Source organism: Adlercreutzia caecimuris B7, from assembly GCF_000403355.2.
GTDB classification, from domain to species: Bacteria; Actinomycetota; Coriobacteriia; order Coriobacteriales; family Eggerthellaceae; genus Adlercreutzia; species Adlercreutzia caecimuris.
This window is the reverse complement of the sequence record NZ_KE159646.1, coordinates 2,156,505-2,182,462: the sequence shown is the minus strand read 5'-3', so window position 1 is coordinate 2,182,462 and position 25,958 is coordinate 2,156,505. Positions and strand designations below refer to the sequence as shown.

General features: G+C 62.7%; 20 protein-coding genes and 1 pseudogene. 15 read left to right on the top strand and 6 right to left on the bottom strand.

What is annotated here, in order from left to right:
* The first annotated feature begins 100 nt into the window (after positions 1–100).
* From C811_RS12810 to C811_RS16745, 3 genes are all read left to right on the top strand, one after another.
* Positions 101–1,672: an FAD-dependent oxidoreductase gene (locus C811_RS12810; protein WP_016310087.1), complete on the top strand. Its 1,572-nt coding sequence runs from the start codon at positions 101–103 to the stop codon at positions 1,670–1,672.
* Between the two features lie 212 nt (positions 1,673–1,884).
* Complete coding sequence (locus C811_RS15990) at positions 1,885–2,250, top strand: hypothetical protein (RefSeq protein WP_016310086.1); 366 nt, start codon at positions 1,885–1,887, stop codon at positions 2,248–2,250.
* A 176-nt stretch (positions 2,251–2,426) separates the two neighbouring features.
* Positions 2,427–2,747, top strand: coding sequence for a hypothetical protein (locus C811_RS16745; protein WP_156997102.1), 321 nt, complete (start codon positions 2,427–2,429; stop codon positions 2,745–2,747).
* 11 nt (positions 2,748–2,758) lie between these two features.
* Here C811_RS16745 and C811_RS12800 read toward each other — a convergent pair whose 3' ends face one another.
* Complete coding sequence (locus tag C811_RS12800; protein WP_016310084.1) at positions 2,759–4,933, bottom strand: YhgE/Pip domain-containing protein; 2,175 nt, start codon at positions 4,931–4,933, stop codon at positions 2,759–2,761.
* Complete coding sequence (locus tag C811_RS12795; protein ID WP_022926617.1) at positions 4,930–7,680, bottom strand: YhgE/Pip domain-containing protein; 2,751 nt, start codon at positions 7,678–7,680, stop codon at positions 4,930–4,932. Before C811_RS12795 ends, C811_RS12800 begins: the two co-directional genes overlap by 4 nt.
* Before the next feature lie 203 nt (positions 7,681–7,883).
* Here C811_RS12795 and C811_RS12790 point away from each other — a divergent pair, with 203 nt between their 5' ends.
* The 3 genes from C811_RS12790 to C811_RS12780 all read left to right on the top strand — a co-directional run bounded on the left by C811_RS12790 (position 7,884) and on the right by C811_RS12780 (position 13,048).
* On the top strand, positions 7,884–8,474 hold the full coding sequence (locus tag C811_RS12790; protein ID WP_016310082.1) for a hypothetical protein: 591 nt from the start codon (positions 7,884–7,886) through the stop codon (positions 8,472–8,474).
* A gap of 890 nt (positions 8,475–9,364) precedes the next feature.
* Positions 9,365–10,291, top strand: a complete 927-nt coding sequence (locus C811_RS12785; RefSeq protein WP_016310081.1) for a homocysteine S-methyltransferase family protein — start codon at positions 9,365–9,367, stop codon at positions 10,289–10,291.
* Between the two features lie 414 nt (positions 10,292–10,705).
* On the top strand, positions 10,706–13,048 hold the full coding sequence (locus C811_RS12780; RefSeq protein WP_016310080.1) for an anaerobic ribonucleoside triphosphate reductase: 2,343 nt from the start codon (positions 10,706–10,708) through the stop codon (positions 13,046–13,048).
* Between the two features lie 397 nt (positions 13,049–13,445).
* On the opposite strand, the gene C811_RS12775 is transcribed toward C811_RS12780, so the two are convergent.
* The 4 genes and pseudogenes from C811_RS12775 to C811_RS17290 all read right to left on the bottom strand — a co-directional run.
* Entirely contained in the window at positions 13,446–14,126 is a 681-nt protein-coding gene (locus tag C811_RS12775; RefSeq protein WP_016310079.1) for an ABC transporter permease, read from the bottom strand.
* On the bottom strand, positions 14,104–14,520 hold the full coding sequence (locus tag C811_RS16740; RefSeq protein ID WP_016310078.1) for an ABC transporter permease family protein: 417 nt from the start codon (positions 14,518–14,520) through the stop codon (positions 14,104–14,106). The genes C811_RS12775 and C811_RS16740 overlap by 23 nt, the downstream gene beginning before the upstream one ends.
* Positions 14,513–14,689: a hypothetical protein gene (locus C811_RS17110; protein WP_016310077.1), complete on the bottom strand. Its 177-nt coding sequence runs from the start codon at positions 14,687–14,689 to the stop codon at positions 14,513–14,515. Before C811_RS17110 ends, C811_RS16740 begins: the two co-directional genes overlap by 8 nt.
* Before the next feature lie 49 nt (positions 14,690–14,738).
* Positions 14,739–14,870 (bottom strand): annotated as a pseudogene (locus C811_RS17290) (ATP-binding cassette domain-containing protein); the annotation flags it as partial.
* A gap of 114 nt (positions 14,871–14,984) precedes the next feature.
* On the opposite strand from C811_RS17290, the gene C811_RS16315 reads away from it, so the two are divergent.
* The 9 genes from C811_RS16315 to C811_RS12735 all read left to right on the top strand — a co-directional run bounded on the left by C811_RS16315 (position 14,985) and on the right by C811_RS12735 (position 25,922).
* Positions 14,985–15,338: a hypothetical protein gene (locus tag C811_RS16315; protein ID WP_016310076.1), complete on the top strand. Its 354-nt coding sequence runs from the start codon at positions 14,985–14,987 to the stop codon at positions 15,336–15,338.
* 287 nt (positions 15,339–15,625) lie between these two features.
* Positions 15,626–15,754 (top strand): hypothetical protein, encoded by a 129-nt coding sequence (locus tag C811_RS17185; RefSeq protein WP_016310075.1) that lies wholly within the window; start codon positions 15,626–15,628, stop codon positions 15,752–15,754.
* Between the two features lie 148 nt (positions 15,755–15,902).
* The gene (locus tag C811_RS12765; RefSeq protein WP_016310074.1) at positions 15,903–17,495 is read left to right on the top strand and encodes an alkaline phosphatase; all 1,593 of its coding nucleotides are present in this window, start codon (positions 15,903–15,905) and stop codon (positions 17,493–17,495) included.
* A gap of 656 nt (positions 17,496–18,151) precedes the next feature.
* Positions 18,152–18,844, top strand: coding sequence for an anaerobic ribonucleoside-triphosphate reductase (nrdD, locus tag C811_RS17105; protein WP_016310073.1), 693 nt, complete (start codon positions 18,152–18,154; stop codon positions 18,842–18,844).
* A gap of 285 nt (positions 18,845–19,129) precedes the next feature.
* Entirely contained in the window at positions 19,130–20,533 is a 1,404-nt protein-coding gene (locus tag C811_RS12755) for a helix-turn-helix transcriptional regulator (RefSeq protein WP_016310072.1), read from the top strand.
* 138 nt (positions 20,534–20,671) lie between these two features.
* Positions 20,672–22,612 (top strand): FAD-dependent oxidoreductase, encoded by a 1,941-nt coding sequence (locus tag C811_RS12750; RefSeq protein ID WP_016310071.1) that lies wholly within the window; start codon positions 20,672–20,674, stop codon positions 22,610–22,612.
* Positions 22,613–22,885: 273 nt separating this feature from the next.
* Positions 22,886–23,926 carry a Na/Pi cotransporter family protein gene (locus tag C811_RS12745; protein ID WP_022926612.1) on the top strand — a complete coding sequence of 347 codons (1,041 nt, stop codon included), beginning with the start codon at positions 22,886–22,888 and terminating at the stop codon, positions 23,924–23,926.
* Between the two features lie 158 nt (positions 23,927–24,084).
* Positions 24,085–24,816 carry a response regulator transcription factor gene (locus C811_RS12740; RefSeq protein ID WP_016310069.1) on the top strand — a complete coding sequence of 244 codons (732 nt, stop codon included), beginning with the start codon at positions 24,085–24,087 and terminating at the stop codon, positions 24,814–24,816.
* A complete protein-coding gene (locus C811_RS12735; RefSeq protein ID WP_016310068.1) occupies positions 24,813–25,922 on the top strand; it encodes a sensor histidine kinase in 1,110 nt (369 codons plus the stop codon). The genes C811_RS12740 and C811_RS12735 overlap by 4 nt, the downstream gene beginning before the upstream one ends.
* The last annotated feature ends 36 nt before the right edge of the window (positions 25,923–25,958 follow it).

Genomic DNA, 25,958 nt, shown 5'->3' with positions numbered 1-25,958 from the left:
CGCCGTTTGCCCGGAATCGCCGACGACGAGGCGTGCCGGCACTGCCGGATCTGCCCCGTTCATGTAAACCAAACGCTTCAATCGAAAAGAGGTATATACCATGGCAGAGTTGACGAGAAGGAACTTCCTGTTCGGAGCTGGTGTGGCTGGCGCAGCGATGGCCCTGGCGGGCGTGGCCGCCCCTGAGCGCGCCTTGGCCGCCGAGGAGGAAGAGGAAGACTGGGCGAGTCGGGTCACCGAGGAGATTTCCTGCGACATCCTGGTTGTGGGCGGCGGCTTCTCCGGTGTTGCGGCAGCGGTGCAGGCTGGCGAGTTGGGCGATAAGGTGCTGCTCATCGAGGGGCAGTCGGCTCTCGGCGGTAACGGCACTGGTGTGGAGTGCACCAACGCCTACGGGCTGCATCCCAATTCGGGAGAGGCCACGCTCGGCGAGATGGTGCGCTACGAGGCCGACGCCCAGTCTTACACGGTGAACCAGCAGTTCATCCGCGATATGATCAGCCACGCAGCCGAGAACGTGCAATGGCTCATCGACTGCGGCGTGCAGTACGAGGCCGTGGAGGATCTGGATCCGGCGTACCTGGCCATGTACAAGGAAGGCCGCTACCGCGCCGAGTTCAGCTTCGACTACGTCTACAAGGGCGGTGCGGCCGGCATCGGGTACTTCCCCTTCATGAAGAAGAAGCTGGCGGAATACGGCGTGAACTTGCGTCTGAATACCCGCGCTCGCGAGATTATCCTCGGCGAGGGCGGTACCGTGGCCGGCGTGTATGCCACCGATACCTACGGCGACACCATCAAGATCAACGCGAAGGCCGTCATCGTGGGCACCGGCGGCTTCGGCGAGGACGAGGACCGCATGGCCAAGCTCGGCATCGACCTGTCCGACATCCGCATCATTGGCACCCCCGGTCACTATGGCGACGGCGTGACCATGATGATCAAGGCTGGCGGCATCGAGCACGGCGCTCCGGCGTTCGGCTGTACCAACATCATCGGTTCGGCCGGCCCCTGGGGCCCCATCTGGGACAAGCTGTGCTGGGGCGGCCCGAGCCTGTGGGTCGATATTCACGGCGAGCGCTTCTCCGACGAGGCCTGCTCCACCTACACCCACAACTTCGAGCTGCAGAACGTGCCAGTGCGCCTAGCCGGCGGCACCTGCTGGGCCATCTACGATGCGAAGATTCTGGAGGCCATGATGGACGGCGACGAGGAATGCGCTCAGCTGTGGGCCGATATGGTGGCGTCGGGAGATGATGCCTACCAGGCCGACACTCTGGAGGAGCTCGTTGATGTCATGGGAGTTGATAGGGAGCTGTTCCTGGCTCAAGTGAAGCAGTACAACGAGATGGTGGCCAAGGGCGTGGATGAGGACTACGGTAAGGACGCCCAATACCTCATGGCCATTGAGAACCCGCCGTTCTACTGCGCCCTCATCCGCGGCGCCTTAGAGGGCCTGTATTCCGGCGGCGTGAAGACCGACCGTCAGTTCCGCGTGAAGAAACCCGGCCGCGACCAGGCCTTCCCGAATCTGTTCGCTGTGGGTGCCGACGGCGGCATGCTGTACAACAATATGTACGGCATCGACATCAACGGCTCTATGACCTGCCACGGTGTGAACAGCGCCCGTACCGCGGCCCAGACCGCCCACGCCTACGTGACCGGCGCCTAGCGACGATCCGACCCCCGCGGCTCCGAGACGCCCCGGCCCTGCGGCTTGGTGATGGCCCGGGGCGCAAGCCCGGCGGTTTCCAAAGCCTTCCCTTAGCGGTGCGCGAGTCCCCCCCCGGGCTCGCGCACCGTTTTTTCGGCGGTTCCCTTGGCGTAGCGACATCGGGAAGATTCTATGCTATACTGCTATCAATATCGAGCAAGGGAGGGCCTATGCCGAATGCGCAGATGAACTTTCGTATCGATGCGGAGCTAAAACGGCGGGGCGACGAGCGGTTTGCCCGTCTTGGCATCACGCCGTCAGACGCCATGCGGCGGCTTTACGAGTGCGCCGCTCGCTACGACGACGAGTCGGAGAGCCTGCTGCAGTCGCTCGTCGGTTCGGAGCAGGATGCCTCCGTGAGCGAAGGCGAGAAGCGAGTCCAAGCGATCTTAGACTTCCAAGCACAGACCAGGGACTTTTACAATTCTCTCGGTATTTCCCACGGGCTTTCACATTATGCGGAAACGAACGAGGAACTGAGGGAATTGGTGTACGAGGCACAGATGGAGAAGATGGTCGAAAGGGGGATTTGGTGATGATTGGCGAGAATTCCATTGTCGTTGACAAGAATATCTGGGCTGACTTTTATCTCCCTGATCGACCGCTTCATGAGCCGGCTGTTCAATTCATTAATACAGCCGAGAAGTACAGTGCCAATTTGTCTATTCCCGCTGACGCGGTGAAAGATGTGTTCTACATTTTAGGGAAGCACGTGAAGCAGCTTACGCGTGAAAACGGCGGCGTTGTCGACGAGAGCACGGCGCGTTCCATCAACGACTTCGCCTGGCAGTGCGTCGAGCACATGACCGACTTGGCGGTCTCGATTCCCATGGACGATCGGACAGCGTGGTTGACCCGGCACTATCGCGAAATCACCTCCGACTACGAGGACGGCTCGGTGCTCGCCGCCTGCGAGCTCTGCAAGGCGCGTTACCTGGTCACCCACGATAAGAAGCTCGCTGCCCAGGCCAATATCGCCACGAAGACCGCTGTCGAGATGGCCGATCTGATAGCCCACGCTCACTGCGGCTAGGACTGCACGATCTACAGGAACTTCGTCTCGTCCAGTTTGGCGAGCACCCAGTCGTTCAGGTGCATGACGGGGCGGCGCAGGACGAGGCCCAGGATGAGGCTCGGTCCGAGGAAGGCGGCCAGCAGGCCCATCTGTACGAGGTACTGGTTGCCGTAGATGCCGGCCATGGCTCCTTCCAGCGCGGGCATAGAATGGGCGAAGGGCAGCCAGGGGTAGATGGCATCGAACAGCGGCGCCGACAGCATCTGCACGGGCATGAGGCCGCCGGAGCCGGCCAGCTGCAGCACCAGCCCGATGATGGCGATGGCCTTGCCGATGTTGCCGAAGCTGACGGTAAGGGTATACACGAGGTTCGTGAATACCACGGAAGCCAGGCAGCAGGCGGCCAGGTACAGCACCAGATGCTCGCATTCCACGCCGAGGAAGAACACGTTGCCGAGCCCCACGATAAGCGCCTGGGCTAGGCCGATCAGTCCGAATACGCCGTAGCGGCCGAGGTACAGCTCGGCGGGCCGGGGCGCACGGTCGAACTTCTTCGAGAGCGCTTGCTGGCGTGCCGGCGAGACGGTCGCGCTCATGAGCGCCACCATGAAGATGGCGCCGATCCACAGGCACAGCGACGTATAGAAGGGGCTCATGGCGCTGCCGTTGTCGGCCATGGGGTACACGGTGTGCTGCTCCAGCTTCGTCGGGGCGGCGATGAATTGGGCGATAGCGGCCGGGTTGTTGCCGATGATGCGCCGTACCTCGTCGATGTCGCCGGCGCTCAGCGCCTGGTGCAGATCGTCGCGGGCCTGGGTCAGCTGGCCGGCGGCGGCGCGCAGCGTGTCGGCCGTTTTGCGCAGGGAGTCCTCGGCCGCATGCAAGCTCGCTCCGAGGGAGTCGGTAGAGTCGCCGAGACCCGCGGCGGTGCTTTGCAGGGAAGCTGCCAGGGTCGAGGTGTCGTCACCCACCTTCTGCAGACTGGCTGAAAGGCTCTCGAGCTCGCCTTTCAGCTGATCGTTGTAGGTGGCCTTCGAGGCATCGAGCGCTTCTTTCCCCTTCCCGATGACATCGGTCACCTTTTGGTGCTCCTCATCGAGCGTAGCGGCGTCCTTGCCGATCGCCGCCTCGGCGGCTTGCAGGCCTCCCTCCAAGGTTTCTAGCTGCGCGATGACCCGGTCGAGGACGGCCAGGGCCGGGCTGCTTGGATCGGCTGCGGCCAGCGTATCGCGCATCGACTGGTAGGCCTGCTGCAGCGACTGCACATCGCTTGCGGTGGCAGCGAGCACCTCGCGGGCGGCCGCAGGGTCGCTTTTCATAGTGTCGAAGGCGGTATCGGCCGCTTGGGACACGGCGTTGTAGCTCGCATCGGCACCGTCGAGCGCCTTCTGCGCCGCATCTGCAGCACTGGCCAGGCCCATCTGGGCGTCTGCCAGGCCGTCGCGCGCCTCGCTCACCAAAGGCGCCGTCTCGTCCGGCGCGTCGGCGGCCTCCTTCAAGATGGAGCCGGTGGCCGCCACGAGCGAGTCGGTGGAGCCTACCAGATCGGCATAGGCCCCGGCCTGATCGGCAGCCGCCTCCACTTCGCCGATGGCCTCATCCAGCCGATCCGTGAGGTTCTGCGCATAGGCGAGGATACCCTCGCCGCTCATAAACGACGTGAGGCTGCTCGTGGTATCCAGCGCCACCGACGCTACCGTTTCCGTGAAGGTCTCGTCGATCGTCTCCTGAAGGGTATTTGCGCCGGTGGAGGTCACGCGCTGGGCGATGGCGTTCTCCTTCTCGTTGTCGTAGTAGACGATCTTCGGCTCGGCGATGTCGTCGGAGAACACCGTCATCAGGTCGGCCGAGAACTCCTTCGGGATGACAAGGGCCGCGTAGTACTCGCCCGAGCGCACCCCCGCCACGGCCTCATCGGCGCTGACGAACTGCCAGTCGAACTTGTCGTTGGCCCGCAGCTTCGCGATGACCTGGTCGCCGGCGTTAATGCGTGACGGCAGCAGGTCGGAGGCGTAGCCCTCGTCCTGAGAGGCCACTGCCACCTCGATATTGCCCGTGTTGTCGTAGGGGTTCCAGAAGCCCAGGGTCGTGAACCAGGCGTACATGGGCGGCACGAGGGCCAGACCCATTACCACAATGGCGGCGATGACGTTCTTGAACAGGTTCCGCACGTCACCGGAGAAGATTTCCCAGATCATTCTCATGCGGAATCGCCACCTTTGCGGCTTTTTCGGGAACGAGCCGCCGGGCATTCCGATTCGCTCAGACAGCTCTCGCTCGTCGAAGCGGCCCACGGGGCTGTTTCGACGCTCTCGGAGCTCGCTCCGTCAGAGCATTCGCCGTCTCCTTCTCGCAGGGTGGCTGGCGAAATGCCTACCGCCTGCGAGGCCCTTTCCTGCAGGTCGGCCGCGCTCAGGTTCGCCAGGGCCAGCTGGCGGGCGATGCTGGCGTCCAGATAGCTGATGACAATGAGGTAGGCATCCACGGCGATGATGCCCGCCACCATGGCCATGAGCATCATCACCCGCGTGTTCACGTCGGCATGCACCAGCACCATAATGGTGAAGGTGACAACTGGCTGCGCTATGAGGGCGGCCCATCCGATGCGGCGCAGCACGGGGTAGCGGCGACGGAACCGCTCGGCGCGTAAGGTGAGCGTCCGTCGGAGATCGTCGGCGTTCAGCAGCGCGCGGATGAGGGTGCGCGTGCGGAAGCGCCCGCGGCCCTTGGCGGCGGCCTTTGCCGCGGGAGTGACCGGCTCGGCCAGCAGCAGGTCGGTGGCGCCGAGCTTCTCGTCGAACATGAGGTTCAGGTTGAAATCGGAGCGGCCCACCACCAAACCGATGAAGAAGCCGAGCGGCACGAACAGGAGCCCCAGCCAGAGCATGTCGTATAAGTAGTCCAGCCCGTAGAAGCCGCCGATGGCCTCGCGCATGGCATCGATAGAGTAGGTGAAGGGCAGCATCGGGTGGATGAAACGGAAGAAGTCGGGCATCATCTCGATGGGGAACATGCCCGATGAGCCGGGAATCTGCACGATAAGCAGGATGACGGCCACGGCCTTGCCGATGTGGCGGAAGGCGTAGGACAGGGCGAACATGAGGTTCACGTCCACGAACACGGTGAGCAGGCCCGCCCCGATGAAGGCCGCCGGGCTCTCGCATTGGATGCCCAGCACGAGGTCGCCCGCGCAGCACACGAACCCCATGGCCAGGCCGCACACCACATAGAACAGCCAGCGCCCGAAGTAGGCCTGCACAGCGGTGAACTTCGGCAGCCCCTCCGGATCTACCCGCAGCTTCACCACGGCCATGAGAATGAAGCCGGCCACCCACAATGCCAGGTTCGTGAAGAAGGGCGCCACGCCGCTGCCATAGTTTTTCACGGGGTACACAAGCTGCGTGTCCAGGGCCACGGGCGCCGCCATGAAGCTGCCGATCTCGGCGGGATCGGCTTTCAGATATTCTGCCAGGCTCTTCACGGCCGCGGAGTTCTGCAGGGAGGTAAGGTCGGTGAGCGAGCGGGCGAGGTTGTCCTCCATGGTGGCCAGGGAATCGGAGGTGGTCGCTAGCGAGGCCTGCGAAGATTTCAGCGTGCTCTCCAGTTCCGCGAGCAGTGAGCGAGCCTGGTCAAGGGACGGGGACAGGCCGCGCAGGGCCCCTTCCAGGGTTCCGCAGGCCTCTACCAGCGCATCGAGGCTGTTCGTCAGGTCGGGCAGCACGCTGCTCTGGAACGTGCCCGCGGTGGCGCGGGCGGCATCGGCCCCCTCGCCAGCGGCCTTGTCGAGCGCATCGGCTTCGTCTTCCAGCGCGGAGGCCGTGGCGGCCAGGTTGTCGTTGGCGGTGCGCAGGGCGCCTGCGGTGGCGGTCAGGCGCTCGTTGGCGGAGCGTGCCTCGGCGAGCGCCTGGGCCACGGCGGGGTCGGCGCCGGCCGCACCGGCTTGCGCTGCCAGATCGTCCACGAGCGTCTGGTTGTCGGCAAGCAGCGTCTCGGCTGCGGCGAGTGCCGCTCGCGTGGCCGCCTCGGCGGCTGCCACGTCTCCTCTTACGGTGCCGAGCGCGCGCTGTGTTCGGGTGGCGGCGGCTGAAAGCTGCAGCGCGCCGTCGGTGGCTTCCTGGGAAAGCGCGGTTCCGTAGGTGTTCGCGGTGCTCCGCACGCTGGCCAGCAGCTTCTTCGATTGACCGGCGGCCTCCAGCAGATGGGGCACGTCGCCCTGCAGGCCGGCGAGCGTGCCGTCGGCGCGACGGGCCGCCTCGCGGGTGCCGTTTACGGTGCCGACGAGCTCGCCTAAGGTGGAGCGCGTCTCGGCTATGGTGTCGTGCGCGCTCCTGATGCCGCTGGTCAAGCTGCTCTCAGCGGCATCGCCCTTGCCCTCGGCAGCCGCACCGGTCTTTTGGGTGGTTCCCACCACCTTCTCCGCCACGGTTTTCACGAAGCTCTCGTTGATAGATCGCTCTACAGCCGCAGCCGCCGCATCGGTCACCTTTGGCGCGATGGACGACGGCTTCTCGTTCACGTAGTACTCCAGCGTGGGCTGGGTGAAATCTCCGGTGAGCACGCTGGCGAAGTCTTCGCTGAAATCTTCGGGAATCACAAGCGCCGCCCAGTATTTTCCCTCGTAGACGCCGTTGATGGCACTTTCGCGATCGGTGAATTCCCAGCCCATGTCATGGTTGTCGTGCAGCTGATCCACCACGCTGCGCCCCACGTCCAGCCGCCCCGCCTCGGGGCTGTCGCAGCCAGCGTCCTCGTTGGCCACGGCCACCTTCATGGCGGCGGTGTTGCTGTAGGGATCCCAATTCGCCACCACCACGTACCAGGCGTAGGCCGACGGCATCGCGATCATGCCCAGCACGATGACGAGCGCCACGGGGTTGCGCACAACGCGCTTCACGTCTCGCGCGAAGATGGCGAAGATCACGGAGAGATATGCGATCGCGCGTTTGAACATGAGTGCCAAGACTTCCCGACCTACTAGTATATTGTCGAAAATTATCTTCGCCCTCATCGATTGGTTGGGGCGCACCGCCCGTTTGTCAACGCCTTGTGGCCGACCAGTCAAGGAAGCTGCGGTACACTGCGGGCATGCATCAAGGAGCGCCGGTGCTGGCAACGACGCCGCGCCGCATTCCCAACTGAGAAAGGAGGCCCGCCGTGGCCGACCGTACTATCGAGAACGACAGCACCGATGTTCCCGAGATTCCCGAGGAGCTCGAGCGGGTGCTCGTGTTCGCCCTGGACGAGGGCAAGGAGAAGCTGCAAGGCGGCGAAGACCTCGTTCCTTTCACCGCGCTTATCGTGAAGGACAACTTGTTCTTGGAAACCCATCCCGGCGAGAACGCCGAGGAGTGCTTCACCGCCGCCGAGGCCAACGTCCGCGGCGCTCGCGGCGCCGGCGGCTACGCCTTCTGCTACGACGGCTACATCGAGACTGACGACGGTGTGAAGGACGCCATCATCGCCGAAGGCGGCCAACCCGGTGCCGACACGGGGTACGCCGTGGCCTATCTGTATACGGTCGACGACGATGGCAACTTCACCTTCGAGTCCGAGCCGGCCTACATCGGCGAGGCTCCGAATTTCATGGAGGCCCTGAAGGAGCCGGTGGCCTACGCCGCCGACGAGATCGACGAGAAGTACGCCGCCGCTGGGGACGATGGGGAAGATGCCGGCGACGAGTGCTGCGGTGCCCACGATCATGCGGCCGGCGAATCCTGCGGCTGCGGGTGTGCCGCCGAGGAGTAAGCCGCAGAGGTTGCGGTCGCAGTTGGCCCGCCAGCTACGGCGGGGCCTACACTCCCAGTTGCGGCGGGTCTGTGAGATTCGCCGAGCTCACTGGAATGTTCTTTCGCATACGGCAAAGGTTTGACCTGTGCAAATCGGCCCAAAACGTGCACCGATGCACTTTTTTGGGTGATTTGCACAGGTCTCAGGGTTCCAAATGCTCGAAAACAGTCGATATGTACAGGTTTTTCGCGATCAACCTGTACATATCGACTCATTAGATGCATCAACGCAAATTTCGCGGCGATTTGTGCAACTACCATGCGCGACCGATGGGCACGAGCTGAGGGCCCTTGCGAGCGTCGGCGAAGTTTCTATGTAGCAAAAATGCCGGCAGGACCGATCACTGTCCTGCCGGCGTGCTCATCGTCGCGAGCATTCGACATCGCTCGAAGGGGTGCGCCCCGCTACAGCGGTGCGCCACCGGGTTCGCGCCGTCGTGGCGGCGAAGCCCGTCATTGCGAAGACCGTTAAGGAAGCCCTCGCGAACCCCAGCGAAGATCGCAGAGAAAAGAAGTGGCGCGGTGAGGAGGGGTGCCTCACCGCGCCGGAGGAGGGGGTAGCGGCATCGAGTGCCGCATCTGCTTTCAAGGGGATTGAAGCAGAGCGATGGAAGCAGGGGAACTTCCAAATCGCTGATACGAATAATAAAGCAAGACTTGTTTTCGCGTCCAGAATGTGTATCGCCTCTCCAAGAGAACGGCGCAAATTTGGCGGCGAACTGTCATCTTGGGCGAACAAGTCGCCGTTTGCGCCGTTCAGCGTGCCGCTCGCCCTCGGTAGAGCTTCCAGAAAATCTTCGACCGCTTCCTGTATCATAGATGGGAAAACTTTTGCGGAAAGGAATTCCCATGGCCGATATCGCCCTGCGCTTCTTCAAAGATATGCTCGTTGTCGCTTCTCCCGTGCAGGCGGCTTTGCGTCGCCAAGGTATCGAGGACGCACGCGATCAGGCCCTCGCCGTTTTGTTGGAGCCCGAGACCATCGAGGATGCCTATCGCCTGGAAACCGCGGCGGGGCCCCAGTGCCTTGTTGCCCCCGTGGCCGATTTCGCTCCGGCCCGTCTGACGGCTTTGGGGATGGAAGACGCCGCCGAGAAGCTGGCTCGCGCGGCGGTGGCTATCCCGCGCAGTTTCAAGCCCCAGCACCTTCTCGTGGAGATCGCGCCGTGCGGGTTGCCGCTCGATCCCTCGTCGAAGGGGTCGCTTGTGGAGAACCGCGATCAGTACGCCCGCGCCGCGAGTCTGTTCGGCCCGGCCGATTTCGACGCTTTCTTCCTGAATGGCTTCACGACAGTCGATGACCTGAAATGCGCGCTTATGGGGCTGCGCAAGGTAAGCGATGCTCCGGTTTTCGCCTCGGTGGACGTGACCGCCGGCGGCATGCTGGCCTCGGGCCGGGGAACGCTGGCCTCGGGCCGGGGAACGCTGGCCGAAGCGGTGGCCGTCATGGCCGAGTTCGGGGCCTCGGTGGCCGGATTCGCCACGCTTTCCGCCCCTGCCGATGCTGCCGCCCTGGCCGCCACCGTACGCGAGACGCTCGGAACCCAGGGCGCCGACCTCTGCATCATGGCGACTCTCGCGGTGCGCGACCGCAACGACCGTCGGCAGGGCCCCACGCCGGAGAATCCTTATTATGTCCCCGACACCATGGTGGCCGCTGCGGCCGACCTGCGCGCCGCGGGCGTGCAGTTCCTCCGCGCTGCGGGGAATGCTACGCCGGCCTACACCGGCGTCCTCGCGGCTGCGGTGGCGGGCCAGGACGTAGCGGTGGAGTAGCCGCCCCTGCGGCCCATGCGCGGGGCGCGCCTGAGGGCCCCGCGCTCGCTGTGTCCTTTCGATTCCGAAAATCTGAGTAGCCGCCGCGAAGGTAACCTGCGCTGCTGACGCTTCGTCACCTCTCATCGAAAAAACTTCTGTAGTTTTCAAATAACTAAAAACACAACTTGTTCGGTTGAACTCGAACACATTGGCGAGTACTATATGTATCCGCCAAATGAACCTATTAACACAATATATAGTGGTTCTGCTGGTGAATAACCTGTGGAAAGCATGTGCGCAAAACATTGCGAAACGCAGGTTTACCCCTCAGGAGTTTCGGAAGTCTGGCAGTGGGGAAAACATTGCCGGGCTTCTGCATGTTGTGGTTGGCACAGCGCGGAAACGTGACAGACGAAAGGAAGTACAGCGGTTATGCTCAAGACCATCATCAAGCGCGACGGGCGCACGGCGGAGTTCCACCCCCAGAAGATCGCCGATGCAGTGGAGAAGTCGTTCCAGGCCTGTGCGGCCATGCAGGATCGCGCCACCGCCGAGCAGATCGCCGCGACGGTCGTCGAGAAGCTTGAGAGCGGCGCCATCGAGGGCACCCCCACGGTGGAAGGCGTGCAGGACCTGGTGGAGGAGACCCTCATCGAATCCGGCTTCGTGCAGACCGCCAAGGCCTACATCCTGTATCGCGCCGAGCGCAGCCGCGTGCGCGACGTGAACTCTCGCCTCATCCAGACTTTGAAGGACATCACCTTCTCCAAGGCCGCCGATTCCGACATGAAGCGCGAGAACGCCAACATCGACGCCGACACCGCCATGGGCACCATGCTGAAGTACGGCTCGGAATCTGCTAAGCAGTTCTACGAGATGTGCGTCATCGACCCGCGCTACGCCAAGGCCCACCGCGAGGGCGATATCCACATCCACGACATGGACTTCTACACCCTGACCACCACCTGCTGCCAGATCGAGCTTCGCAAGCTGTTCAAGGGCGGCTTCTCCACCGGCCACGGCGTGCTGCGCGAGCCCAACGACATTTCCAGCTACGCGGCCCTGGCCTGCATTGCCATCCAGTCGAACCAGAACGACCAGCACGGCGGCCAGTCCGTCTGCGACTTCGACTACGGCCTGGCCGTGGGTGTGCGCAAGACCTACCGCCGTCTGTTCAAGAAGCACATCGCCGAGGGTATCGACCTTCTGACCGACATCGCCGACGACCGCGACTTTGCCGAGAAGACCCTCGCTCGCATCGAGGAGGAGACGGGCACCATCGCCTCGCTGGAGATGGATGCCGATTTCCGCGCCGCCGTGGTGGCCGCCCTCGTTGAGGCTGGCGCCGATGAGGCCACGGCCGACCGCATCGTGGCCTACGCCGAGAAGAACGCCTCGCGCGACACCGACCGCCAGACCTTCCAGGCCATGGAGGCCCTGGTGCATAACTTGAACACCATGCACTCCCGCGCCGGCGCCCAGACGCCCTTCAGCTCGGTGAACTACGGCATGGACACAAGCCCTGAGGGCCGCATGGTCATCAAGAACATGCTGCTGGCCACCGAGGAGGGCCTGGGCTCCGGCGAGACCCCTATCTTCCCCGTGCAGATTTTCCGCGTGAAGGAAGGCGTGAACTACAACCCCGAGGATCCGAACTACGACCTGTTCAAGCTGGCTATGCACTGCTCGGCCAAGCGCCTGTTCCCGAACTTCAGCTTCCTGGACGCGCCGTTCAACGCGCAGTACTACAAGGGCACCCCGGAGACGGAGATCGCCTACATGGGCTGCCGCACCCGCGTCATGGGCAACGTGTACGATCCCGACCGCGAGGTCACGCCCGGCCGCGGCAACCTGTCCTTCACCTCCATCAACCTGCCCCGCCTGGCCATTCGCGCCAAGGGCGACATCGACCTGTTCTTCGACCTGCTCGATTCCAAGCTGCAACTGGTGACCGGCCAGCTGGACGAGCGCTTCGAGATTCAGGCCCGCAAGCACGTGTACAACGCGCCGTTCCTCATGGGCCAGGGCGTGTGGATCGATTCCGAGAAGCTCTCTCCCACCGACGTGCAGCGCGACGTGCTGAAGCACGGCACCCTGACCACCGGCTTCATCGGCCTGGCCGAGTGCCTGGTGGCGCTGACCGGCCAGCACCACGGCCAGTCGCCTGAGGCCCAGCGCCTGGGCCTGGAGATCGTGGGCCATATGCGCTCCTACTGCGACCGCGTCTCCCAGGAGCGCGGCATGAACTACTCGCTCATCGCCACCCCTGCCGAGGGTCTGTCGGGCCGCTTCGTGCGCATCGACCGCGAGCGCTACGGCGTCATTCCCGGCGTGACCGACCGCGACTACTACACCAACGGCTTCCACGTGCCGGTGTACTACGACATCTCCGCCTACGACAAGATCGCCCTGGAGGCGCCCTACCACGCGCTCACCAACGGCGGCCACATCAGCTACATCGAGCTGGACGGCGATCCGTCGGACAACCTGGAGGCCTTCGAGAGCGTCATCCGCTACATGAAGGACTGCGGCATGGGCTATGGCAGCGTGAACCACCCCGTGGACCGCGACCCGGTGTGCGGCTACAACGGCATCATCGAGGACGTGTGCCCGAAGTGCGGCCGCTCGGAGGACGCCCACAACCAGCCCTTCGAGCGCATCCGCCGCATCACCGGCTACCTGGTGGGCACCCTGGACCGCTTCAACGACGCCAAGCGCGCCGAGGAGAGCCAGCGCGTGAAGCACGCAGTACCGATGCCGGAGTCTGCCGAGTAGCGGCGCCACGCTCAAGCTCCCAAGCTTCGCGAGCACCCCAAGCACCTAGGGCCGTCCCAGCGACGGCCCTCTTCTTGCTTTTCCTCAGAAAATGCCAGTTCGACCCTGCTTTGGCAAGCGGCGGATTCTCCCTTCTGCCATGCCTGCCTCCAACTGGCATTTTTCTGCCACTTCAGGCCCGTAATGGCAGAGAGTCTCTGTGTGCGGCGACCATTTCGACCCTTAACTGGCATTTTGAGCGATATTCGAAAAGCGGGCGCCTTCGAAATGCTGGACACATTCGAAATATCGAGAATCTTGCAGGCGAAAGGTGCTCACGCGCGCTTCTTGCGGAAACTGGCGGCGGCCAGGGTGAAGAATAGGGCGAGAGATCCCCACAGTATGGCGAGATCGAACCCTACGGTGGCGAGGTTCGCGCCACACAGCAGAATTTGCGGAACGACAAACAACAAAATGAGCTGGATGACTTGGAACGGCGTAGTGCCAAGCCCGACACCAGAAGGCTGAGCGCCACCGACACCATGGCCATGGTTATGCAGGTGAACACCACCAGTCCCACGTTGCCTTCATTGGGAAAGCCGATGAACGTGAGCGCCACCCACAGAATGATGGTCGATTGCAGGCAGGCCAGAAGCCCGAAGGCCAGCGTGTAGCCGCCGAGGATCTGCCCGGCTTTCACCGGCGTGGCGAGAAAGCGCGTCATGGTGCCGCCCATGCGCTCGGTGACAAGCGACATGCCGCTGGTGATGAATGTGAACACGCACAGGAAGATGCCGATGAACACGGGCCCGTAGCAATCGAACATGCGCCAGTCCTCGTTGCCGTGCAGGTAAGCGGTCTCCATGTCTTCTATAGGCAGGTAGTTGCTCGCATTCATCGAAAGATCTTCGGTTGAAAAGCTCAACGCCGCATCGTCGTCGAAGAGGCCTCCCAGTGCCTCGGCGAGACCGGCGCGCGCCTCAGCGGGCATCGAGATCGTTACGCCCTCCAGTGCTGTTCGGGCCTCTTCGCGCTGTTGGTTCGCCCCGTCGATGGCCTCTTCCACTTCTGCTCGCTTATCGGCGATAGTGGCTTCCATCTCGTCGGCTGCCTCTCCGCGCCCCTCGCCCAAGGCTTCGGCGCATATGGCGAGTACGGCTGCCGACTTCGTGGGAATCGGCGCCTTCCAGTTCCACCTTCAGCGTGCGGTCGCCTTCCATGGACAGAACGGCTGCCACGTCGTTGTCGGCCAGCAGCGCGCTTGCCTCGTCGGCATCGGTCTCGGTTATGCGCGCATCGATCTGCTCGAGCTGCGTTTGGAACTCGGTGGGCAGGTTCACGGTAGCGATTTTGGGCCCCACGGTGTCGGCGCCGAGAATGACTGACAGCAGCCACAGCACCACAAGAGGCGCCACGAACAGCAGCGCCAGCGTGCGCTTATCGAGCGCGAACTGCGTGAGAATACGGCGAACGATGGCCAGGGTGCTAGGCATGGCGCACCTCCTTGCGATTGCGGAGTTGCGGGGTTTTCGGTTCCTCCGTCGGTTCCGGAATTCCTAATGCCTCCAGCGCCAGGAAGGCATCTTCCAGGGTATTGGTGCCCGTGCGGGCCAGGATATCCGCCGGCGAGGCGTCGGCGATCAGCCGCCCCTCGCGAATCATGGCGATGCGCTCCCGCGCCGTGGGGAAAGGGGCCGCCTCTTCCCAGCACGCGCACGGTGCCGGAGATGGGCACGTCCACGCCCATGATGAGGTTCACGAGCGTCGTCTTGCCGCAGCCCGAGGGCCCCAAAAGGCAGAGGATGTCGCCCGCCGCCACGGGAAACGAGATATTGTTCAGCACCAGGGGGGCTTTGCGCTGTCGGGGGCCGGGGCTCCCGTAGCGGAATTGGACGCGGTCGATGGCGACGGCCGGCACATCGGCATCAGCGGGAGCGCGATAGCTGGCACGGAAGGCGTGACTCTGGATCCTCGCCGCTTCGCCGATTTGGACTTCCCTGGTCTCGTCCAGCGTAATTCCCCAGGTATCGACAAGCTTTGCGCGGCTTTGAACGGCCCCAACGCGGCGCTCGCGCAGAAGCGCGCGAAGCGCCGTCTTTTAGAAGAAGTGTTGCCCGAGCTAAGTGAGAGCTTGCCATTGAGTGCCGAAGACCTAATATTCCGCATCGTCTTCGAATACGCAAGCGGCGGTATCCTGGCCCTTATGGCCTATCGCGCCGAAACGGGTTTCGCCTGCCCCGTGGAGGCATTCCTGCAATGCCTCACCCCCGAAGTCCCCATCGCGTTGCTCGCTGTCCTTTCAGAGAAGTGATGCTCATGTCTACGTACGCCTTCCCCTTCCAAGTTTTCCGGCCTTCCTGCAGCAAAAAGACGATTGAGCGAGTTCCGTAGGTATCAAAACTCGCTCAATCGACTAAAATGTTGCTTGAGGTGCTCTTTTGGGCTCTCTCAACTCGCTCAATCGTTGTTTTTATTGCAGGAATTGCCTTCGCTTTGTTTTGGCGTGGCTGTAAAGCAGATTCGACGCCTCTTTCTTCTTGAAAAGAAAGGTTAATGAACTAACCCTTCTTTTTTACGACGGGAAAGAAAGGTTACGTGGTGGGGGATGTCGCGGAGGCTTTCAACGCCTATGAGCGCTCGCTGGCCACCATCTCGGGCGATACGGCGGCAGAGAAGCCGAACAAGCCCGTGCCTCAGAGGGGTGTGCGGATGGCCAAGGGCCACTGAAAGATACTGCTTGATGAGGCCGGAGCCGGGCCTCGCGAGAACTTACGAAAAGCACTCAAAGGTTTTCCTCACGGCTTACCGAAGCTTTACTGTGCCGATCTATCGTTGAGTTGTTCGCTGAACGATGAAACCCGAGAAAGGACTTCTCATGATAGATGATGCGATTCCGGATCTTGTATCCCGCCGCAACTTCCTGCGCGGGGCCGTGGGCCTGGCGGGAGCGGCGTCCATGGGCGCGCTGCTCGGCTGCTCCTCGGACGAGCCAAGTTCGGTGGCCATAGCTGCCACCGGCGAAGGCGGGGCGCAAGGGGACTCTGCGGCCGCAACGCCGAAGTACGTGTTCCTCTTCATCGGCGACGGCATGAGCTACCCCCAAATTCAGGCAACAGCCTACTTCAACGGCACCCAGCAGGGCGGGGAAGAACCGACCATCGGGCGCGTGAGCTTCATGGACTTCCCGGTCATCGGCTCCCAGTACACCTACGACAGCACCTCGTTCTGCCCCGATTCCGCCTCCACGGCCACCTCCATTGCCTCTGGGCGCAAGACGGCTAGCGGGGTCATCAACGTGTCGCCGGACGCCTCCGAGCACTTCGAGACCATCGCCGAGAAACTGAAGCGCCAGCTCGGCTACAAGGTGGGCGTGCTCACCAGCGTGAATTTGAACCATGCGACGCCGGCGGCCTTCTACGCTCATCAGCAGTCGCGCAAGAACTATTACGAGATCGGTCAGGAGCTTATTGCGAGCGGGTTCGACTACTTTGCCGGCGGCGGCCTGCTCAACCCTACGGGCGCCAGTGATAACCGCATCGATCTGTACGAGGCGGCGCGTGATGCCGGCTACGTGGTGGCGCGCACCTACGACGAGGCCGCCCATGTCACGGCTGGTAGCAAGGCGCTGCTTGTGGCGGAGAAGCTGGCCGACGAGGACGCGCTTTCCTACGCGATGGATGCGTCGGCCGACGAGTGGTCGCTGCGCGATTACGTGGCCAAGGGCATCGAGGTGCTGGGTGACGGCGACGCTGGCTTCTTCATGATGTGCGAGGGCGGCAAGATCGACTGGGCGTGCCATGCGAATGACTGCGCCGCCGTCATCCACGACGTGATGGCCTTGGAAGACTGCGTGGCTGAGGCAGTGGCGTTCTGCGAGGACCATCCCGACGAGACCCTGATCGTTGTGACGGGCGACCACGAGACGGGTGGCTTGACCATCGGCTATGCGGAAACCAACTACGACACTTTCCTGGCCAACATCGCGCGGCAGAAGATCTCCTATGCCAAATTCAACAGCGATTACGTGGCCGGCTATATTGATGCCGGAGCAACCTACGAGCAGGCGATGGAAGATGTGACCCAACTGTTCGGGTTGGAAAGGCCGGCCTCGGCGCTGTCGTCGGGCGCCGACGCGCAAGCGGCCGAGGCCGAGCCGGGCAGCCTGATGCTCACTGCCTACGAGGACGAGCAGCTGCGCGAGGCCTACGAGCGAACTGTGGCCGTCGGCGTCGGCGACCAGGAGGACATGACCCAGGAAGAGTACGTCCACTACGGCACCTACGAGCCCTTCACGGTGACTCTCACTCATTTGCTCAACCGTAAGTCGGGTGTCGATTTCTCCACCTACGCCCATTCGGGACTTACCGTGCCCGTGTTCGCCATGGGCGCTGGCGCCGAAGTTTTCGACGGCTTCTACGACAACACCGAGGTCTACGCGAAGTTAGCTGCGCTGACTGGCGTCGCCTAGATTGTTTTGTCGCCCTCGCCGTCTTGCTTGTCGAGATTTCTCTCCTCCTCTTCGTGACCCTTCATCTGTTTTCTCCTCTCTGTCTGGCCGGAGCGCGTCCCCTCCCAAGCGCTCCGGCCTTCTTGCGGTGAGTCGCACCATTAAGTAACTTTCCGGCATCTGAAAAACGCCGGAGCGGCCGAAGAGATGTCAAAGGTGCCTGAAGGGCACGGAAATGCCGCTTCGACCCCGAAATGGTAAGGCCGAACGAGGGTGGTCTGCCATATCTGCCCTCAACTGGCATTTTTCTGCCACTTCAGGCTCGTAATGGCAGAGGCATTCGTCGGCCGCCGACCATTTCGGCCCTCAACTGGCATCTACTCGGCGAAAGCGCGGCGCCTGGAAATACGCCCGGGCAGCTGCTCGGAGTTGCCATTGACGCGCGAGCCAAATGACAGTCAAGTAAGCGCTTCAGGCGTTTGGCGCTGGGGTTTTACCGAAGCTTTTCAAAACTGACGGGGACTCTTTACGGGTGTTGCTCGGTTCTTTTACGAAGCGGGGCCCATCATGGATGCACGGAGGCGACCCTTCCCTTGCGGGCCGCTTTCGAAAGTTGAATGGCCTTGCGGGGCGGCGGTTCTGGGATACTGCCCCGCGCACGTGAAAGGAACAATGGCATGAAAGTATCCTCTGGCACTTCTCGTTTGTCGCAGCGGTTGCGGCGTCTGGTGGCGTTCGTTGGAGCGGTGGCCCTATGCGGTGCGCTGGCACTGGCGCTTGCGGGTTGCGCGGCCGGCTCGGCCGGCGATGCGGCTGCAGCGGGTGATGCAGGCGGCGCGGCCAGCGCATCCGGCGACGGCGGCTCGTCTGCCAGCGCTCCCATCTCGGTGTATTCTCGCGAAGACGGCTCCGGCACCCGTGGCGCCTTCGTGGAGCTGTTCGGCATCGAGCAGAAGGACGCCAATGGAGACAAGATGGACATCGACCTGTTCTTCGACCTGCTCGATTCCAAGCTGCAACTGGTGACCGGCCAGCTGGACGAGCGCTTCGAGATTCAGGCCCGCAAGCACGTGTACAACGCGCCGTTCCTCATGGGCCAGGGCGTGTGGATCGATTCCGAGAAGCTCTCTCCCACCGACGTGCAGCGCGACGTGCTGAAGCACGGCACCCTGACCACCGGCTTCATCGGCCTGGCCGAGTGCCTGGTGGCCCTGACCGGCCAGCACCACGGCCAGTCGCCTGAGGCCCAGCGCCTGGGCCTGGAGATCGTGGGCCACATGCGCTCCTACTGCGACCGCGTCTCCCAGGAGCGCGGCATGAACTACTCGCTCATCGCCACCCCTGCCGAGGGTCGGTCACACCGGGAATGACGCCGTAGCGCTCGCGAGCATCACTCAACCAAGCATCCCTCCAAGGGCGGCCTTCGGGCTGCCCTTTTTGCGTCTGGCAGTCTGGGCTTGGGAAAGCGGACCGCCCCTCTCTTGGGGTGGATGACGGGAGCGGGGGGCGGGTGTGCCCCTTCCGCCCTTTTGCGCCCCGAGGCCGTGGTCGATTCAGTTTTGCGATAGACTGGGAGCGCTCATTTTTGGAAAGCGACGGGCAGTTGCGCCGCGGCCTCTCGATGGCGCGGCGTAACGGGGGCAGGGGGCAGCGGCGTGAAAGGATCCAGGATTCCGCATCTGCGGTTTCTCGGTATTGGCTTTACTCATGCGCAGATTCTCTCGCAATATGCGGGGTCGGGGCTGTTTCACAAGATGCCCGGACTCCCCATAAATACCGGGAACACGTGGTTTGCGGGGATGATCGCGGGAATTGTGACTCTTGTGGTGTGCGGGGCGGTCTTTCGCGGCTCGCGCTTGCGGTGCTTTAGAAAGCTCCTTGCGCCGTCGATCATCTTAAATATCGTGGGATTGCTTCTTTCTATCTGGCCCGTAAGCGAGGGCGTGCCCGCGGCACTCGCTTCTTTTCTCGGAGCGATGGGTCTTGGGATCGGGTCTTCGATCATGTTCCTGCTCTGGGCGGACGTTTTCAACGGCATGAAAATCGAGGACGCGGAAATCGCGCTGCCCCTTTCCTCGGTCATTGTTCTTATCTACGCGGTTGCCGCCCCTCTGCTGCCAGGAGGTTTTGACGGCATTTTGATGTTAGTGGCCCCCCTTGCCTCGGGCTCGATGCTCTATCTGGCTTTCAAAGAGTCCCCGAAGACATTCCAGCAAGACGCGGCCTCGGCTGCTCCGTCGAATGCTCCTTCATCCTTGGCACGAGAGCTGGTGTGCATTTCCATTCCGCTGTTTCTCTTCTACGTGACGCTGAGTTGGAACGGAGTTGTGTCCCAACATGAATTGGTTGGCAGCCGATCGGTTCCCGATATAGTCGGCTCTCTGACAGGTGTGCTCTGCGCCATCGGGTTCGTATTCTTCTCGTTCAAAACCGACTTCGCCGCTCTATTTCGCTGGCTGTGCCCCTTGGCGACGGTTGCTCTCGTTCTAAACTTTTGGGATAGCGAGGTCTCCTCCCTGGTAATTTGCTCGATATCAAGCGTTCTCGACATTACGATCTGGATTGTCACCTACCTCTATTGCCTGCGCAAGGCGCGATCCGACTACGATATAAGTATTGCGCGGGTCGCTGCTCTTCTGGCGGTGTCACACCTTGGAGCCATCGCTGGCAACATGCTTGCTGCGGGAGTCTTGACCCCTCTTGGGTATGTAGACCACTCAATTGTGCAGGTTATTTCCCTTGTTTTGATCTGCTCAGTGGTTTCTGCGACTATGGGCATTGTCGGCCGGCCTACGTCTCGAATTGCGGATGAGTGGCACGAGAACGCGAACGCCGTGCCATCTGATGTCTCCTCGCGATGCAAGGCGATTTCCGAGCGGCAGGGGCTGACTGCTCGAGAGCTCGACGTGCTTATCCTGCTGGCCATGGGTCGTTCGCAGCCGTACATTTGTGAGTACCTGACTCTCTCGAAGAGCACGGTCTCAACGCATGTCGGGCACATCTATCAAAAATGCGATGTCCACTCACGGCAGGAATTGCTCGACTGTATCAACGAGTAATCCCAGGTCAAGGCATCGGGTGAAATACCCGATGTAAAAATTTCCCGTACATCGCCCGATTTTCCCCGTCAAGAGCCGTGTTTCCATGGTTGGGCGGGGCCAAACGAGACGGCCCCTTGATGAGGACGGAGGATTGAAATGCAAGAGACTACCGGGGAGAGGCTTATCGGCCGCCGCACGTTCCTTCGATTGGGCGCAGCAGCAGGTATGACGGCTTTCGTTTTGGGGTCGACGGGCTGCAGCCCCATGGCCAACACCGCGCCAGAGAAGAGCGCCTCCTTCACGCCGGGAACCTATACAGCCCAGGCTCAAGGAAAGCAGAGTCTCGTGACCGTCGAGGTGACAGTTGGCGATGACGCTATCGAGGCTGTCGACGTGACCAACCACTGCGAGTCCGAGCGCATCGCCAACGCGGCCATCGCTGCTATTGCGACCGATATCGTGGAGCTGCAGTCCCTCGCCGTCGATACGGTGAGCGGGGCGACGCTGACGAGCATGGCCATTCTGTCCGCCGTCAAGGACTGTATTGGCCAAGCCGGCGGCGATGTGGCCGCCCTTGAAAAAGCTGCAGGGCGGGAGAAAAAGGATGCCACGGAGATCATTGAGACGGAGGTGGCGATCGTCGGTGCGGGCGCTGCGGGGCTCACCTCGGCCATCGCCCTTTCCGAGCAGGGAACAGATGTGGTCGTGATGGAGAAGTGCGGTTTCATTGGCGGCAGCATGCTTGTTTCCGGTGGCCGCCTTCAGTATCCCGAAGCGCCCCTGGAGTTCCGGCAGGAAACGACCGAGCCCATGAGAAGGCTCTTCGCCGAGGTTATGGAGCGGGCGCGTGCCTTGGGGGTCAAGGAAGAGCGCGTGGCCTTTGTCGAAGATCAATACGAGAAATGGTACGCCGAGGGCAACACTAAAACTTTTGACAGCGATGAGTACTACGCAGTGCTGGGTGCCGTCGGTTTCGGCAACCCTCTTGCTGCCGAGACGACGGTTGATGCGGTGGCCGCTCGTCATACCTGCGAGTGGGTGACGGCCCACGGGGTTGAGCTGGAAAAGCCGTTGTTGGGCATCATGGGCTTCTCGTGGCCGCGCTCGACCCATCCGGTAGGAAAGCCCGCAGGCGAAGGCTATGTCGACGCCCTGGAAGATTACATTGAAAAGTCGGCCTTCCCTGAGCTGGAGATTCTCTTCAGCACCTCGGCCCAGGAGCTCGTTGTGGAAAACGGAAAGATAGTCGGCGTGAAGGGACTGTGCGACGACGGAACTGCCTACGAGGTGCGCGCCAGCAAGGGCGTTATCTTGGCGACAGGCGGCTATACCGATAGCCCGAAGTGGCTGGCGCGGCTTCAGCCTCAATACGGTTTCGATGCCGAGGAGAGCGTTCACTCGGTGGCCCCCGCTGGGCACACTGGAGATGGCCTTGATATGGCCGAGCAAGTGGGAGCGTCGGTTTCGAGCTGCGGCGAGGTCATGCTCAACCCCTACGCGCATCCCGACTATCACATTGTGGGCCATATTATCGGCGACACGGGCAACCCTCTGGTGGTCAACAAAGAGGGCAAACGCTTCATGAACGAGACGGCAAAGAGAACCGACTTGGCTCTTGCCGTCATGGAGCAGACCGATCAGTTGTGCTACATCATTGCCTGCGATCAGAACTCCAACATTATGCCGAATGGCAGGAACTTCGATGGCGAGCCTGCTGAGGCGCTCTTCGAAAACGGTCTTGCCTATCGGGCAGATACGCTCGACGAGCTTGCGGCGCAGATCGGTGTTCCTGCAGATGCTCTGAAAAAGACCGTCGAGGAATACAACGCTGCCTGCGTCGCTGGGAAGCCTGACGAGTTTGGGCGAACCTACTTCGAGGAAACCGCGCCCATCGTCGATGGGCCCTTCTATGCCTCACCGGGTACGTGGGCGGTTCTCATCACGGTGGATGGCCTCACGGTCGACGAGGGGTTCAAGGTGCTCGACGACGGCGGCCGGCCCATTCCCGGTCTTTTTGCCGTGGGTGAGGTGTGCGGTCAGCCATGTTTGCAAATCCTGGGATACGGTGATGCTGTCGTGGCCGGCGTGTTGGGCTAGAAACGTCGCCGAAATCAACTAAGACAGATGGCATCGAGGCAGGTATTTGGCGCATAAGCCCTCCCCCTGGGCGGCTCTTCGGAGCCGCCTTTTTGCTTTGGGGCGCAGCGTGGCGACGCTTGCGCAGAAAAACTTTACCTTCCCTTTACCTACGGCTTACCCAGGGCGCTCATGGGGGTTCCATACTGCGTTGCACTGGAAAACTGGCGCGATGGAGCGCGCCGTCGCAATCGCTCGCATCCGATGGGGGCGGGCCGTGTGAAGGAGACGTGGGTGGAAGAGTTGTTGCAGATCGGGTTGGGCTTGTTCGGCGGCTTGGCCTTGTTCCTGTATGGCATGAACCTCATGAGCAGCAGCCTGCAAGAGGCCGCGGGCGAGCGTATGCGCTCCATTCTGGCTGCGGTGACGAAGAATCCGCTGGTGGCGGTGCTCGCTGGCGCTGTGGCCACGGCGGTGTTGCAAAGTTCGTCGGCCACCACGGTCATGACCATCGGCTTCGTGGCGGCCGGTCTCATGAACCTGCGCCAGGCCATCCCCATCATCATGGGCGCCAACATCGGCACTACCATTACGGCCCAGATCATCGCCTTCAAGCTGTCCGACTACGTGCTCGGCATCGTGCTCGTGGGCTTCATCGTCATGTCCCTGGCGAAGCAGTCGAAGGTGAAGCTCACCGGTACGGCCATCTTCGGCTTCGGCCTCTTGTTCCTCGGCATCGACACCATGGGGGCCGTTATGAAGCCCCTGGCCGAGAACCCCGTGTTCACCGACATGATCGCCCAGGTCACCGGCGTGCCGATTCTGGGGGTGGCGGTGGGTACCATCATGACCCTGGTCGTGCAGAGCTCCAGCGCCACCATCGCCGTGCTGCAGAACTTCGCCGCCCAGGCCGGCCCCGACGGTGCCAGCGTCATCGGCTTGGAGGGGGCCCTTCCCATTTTGCTCGGCGACAACCTGGGCACTACCATCACGGCTCTCCTAGCCGCTGTCGGCCAGAGCCGCGATGCCAAGCGCGTGGCCCTGTCCCACTGCATCTTCAACCTGTCCGGTTGCCTGCTGTTCGTGTGGCTCATCGGCCCGGCAGCTTCGGTGGTGGCAGCCCTCACTCCGGGTCCCGAGATCGAGGTCATCGCCCGTCAGATTGCCAACGCGCACACCCTGTTCAACGTGACCATGACCCTGCTGTGGCTGCCCCTGGTGTCGCTCATGGTGCGCATCGTCATGGCGGTGCTGCCCGACCATCCGCGCCGCCCCCGCCGCCCGCGCAACCCCGTGGCCGAGACCCCCTTCGCTCCCGACACCGCCGCAGCATAGGCTCTGCAGCGGCCAATGGCCTCGGAATCTTCCACCCTGCGCTTAGAATCTGCTTCCTGGAGGCGAGGCCCCGTCAGCTTATTGACGACTTGGGGCCTCGCCTCTTCCGCGCTGGCGGCATGAGATACAATGCGGCACGCAGACGAGAAAGGACTCCCATGGCTGCGCCGGCACTCATATATTACGTAGAAGACGATGAGCACATTCGCGATCTGACGAGCTATGCCCTGCGCCACGCCGGCTTCGAGGTGCGGGCCTTCCCCGATGGATCGGGCTTCATCGAGGCTTGCCGCGAGAAGGCTCCCGCCGCGGCGTTGCTGGACATCATGCTGCCCGGAGAAAGCGGCCTGAGCCTCGTGCAGCAGCTGCGCGCGAACGCAGCCACCGAGAACATCCCCGTTATGATGCTCACCGCCAAGGGCACCGAGTTCGACAAGGTGTGCGGGCTCGACGCCGGGGCCGACGATTACCTGGCGAAGCCCTTCGGCATGATGGAGCTCGTCTCGCGGGTGAACGCGCTTCTGCGCCGCGCCGCCCGGCCCGCCCAGGGAGCGTCGGGCTCTCCGGCTGAGGAACTTGGCTGGCTGTCCTGCGGGGCCATCTCCCTGTCGCCCGAGGCGCGCACGGCCACGGCAGCCGGGGTGGAGCTGCCCCTGACCCGCAAGGAGTTCGACCTGCTGCGCATTCTTTTGGAGCATAAGGGCCGCGTCCTCACCCGCGAACAGCTGCTCGAGCGGGTGTGGGGCGTAAGTTTCGTCGGCGAGACGCGTACGGTGGATATGCACGTGAAGACGCTGCGCAAGAAGCTTGCCGCGGCAGCGCCCGGTGCCGAGGAGGCTATCGGCACCGTTCGCGGCGTGGGATATCGGATGCGGGAGATCGCACTATGAGCGAGGTCGAAGGCGCCGGGCGGCCGGAAGCCGTCGATGCCGCAGGTGCCGCTCCCAGCCTGTCCGGGCGCATTTTGCGGAGCGTCCTTACCTTCACCATCGGGGGCATTGTGCTGCTCACGCTTATGTTCGCGGGCATTTTCTACGCCACGATGATGCAGGTGCCCAACTCCGCGGCCGTTATGGCCGACTTCTTCGGCGGCGATTTGACCGTGTGCGTGGTGGCGACGCTCATCGTGGGCGTAGCGCTCGCCTTTGCTGTGTCCCGTGCGCTGACCGTCAGCATTGTGCGCCCGCTCGACGAGGTGGATCCCGCCGACCCGTGGAAGGTGCCGGTGTACGCCGAGATGCGCCCGCTGCTCGCCCGTATCGACTCTCAGCAGCGCACCCTGCGGGCCCAGAACGAGGAGTTGGCCCGCGCCGAGAGCCTGCGGCGCGACTTCTCGGCCAACGTGTCCCACGAGATGAAGACGCCCCTCCAGGTGATCTCCGGCTATGCCGAGCTTATGGAGAACGGCCTCGTGCCACCTGAGGACGTGCCGCGGTTCGCCGGGCTCATCCATCAGGAGTCCCAGGCCATGCGCGCGCTCATCGACGACGTGCTCACGCTCTCGCGCCTCGATGAGCTGCCGCCCGATGCAGCCGTCGTTGCGCCCGTAGAGGTGCTCGGCGTGGCCCAGCGCGCCGCCGGGCGCCTGACGAAACTCGCCGACGAGCGTGCGATAAGCGTGCAGGTGCAGGGCGCTCCGGTCACGGTGATGGGCAACGAGGGGCTCATGGAGCAGATGCTCCACAATCTCATCGAGAACGCCATTCGCTATAACGACGAGGGTGGCCATGTGTGGGTGGAGGTGGACGGCTCTTCGGAGGGCGTTACCGTGCGGGTGGCCGACGACGGCCCCGGCATTCCCGAGGCCAAGCGCGAGAAGATCTTCGAGCGTTTCTACCGCCTGGAGAAGAGCCGATCGAAGGAAACCGGTGGCACGGGCTTGGGCCTGGCCATCGTGAAGCACGGTGCCCAGCGTCACGGAGGCACCATCGAGGTCGGCGGCAAGGAAGGCGAGGGCGCTACCTTCACCCTCTTTTTCCCCGCAACGGCCGAATAGCGGGATGGTCGGGGCCTCTCCGCAGCCTCTCTTCCT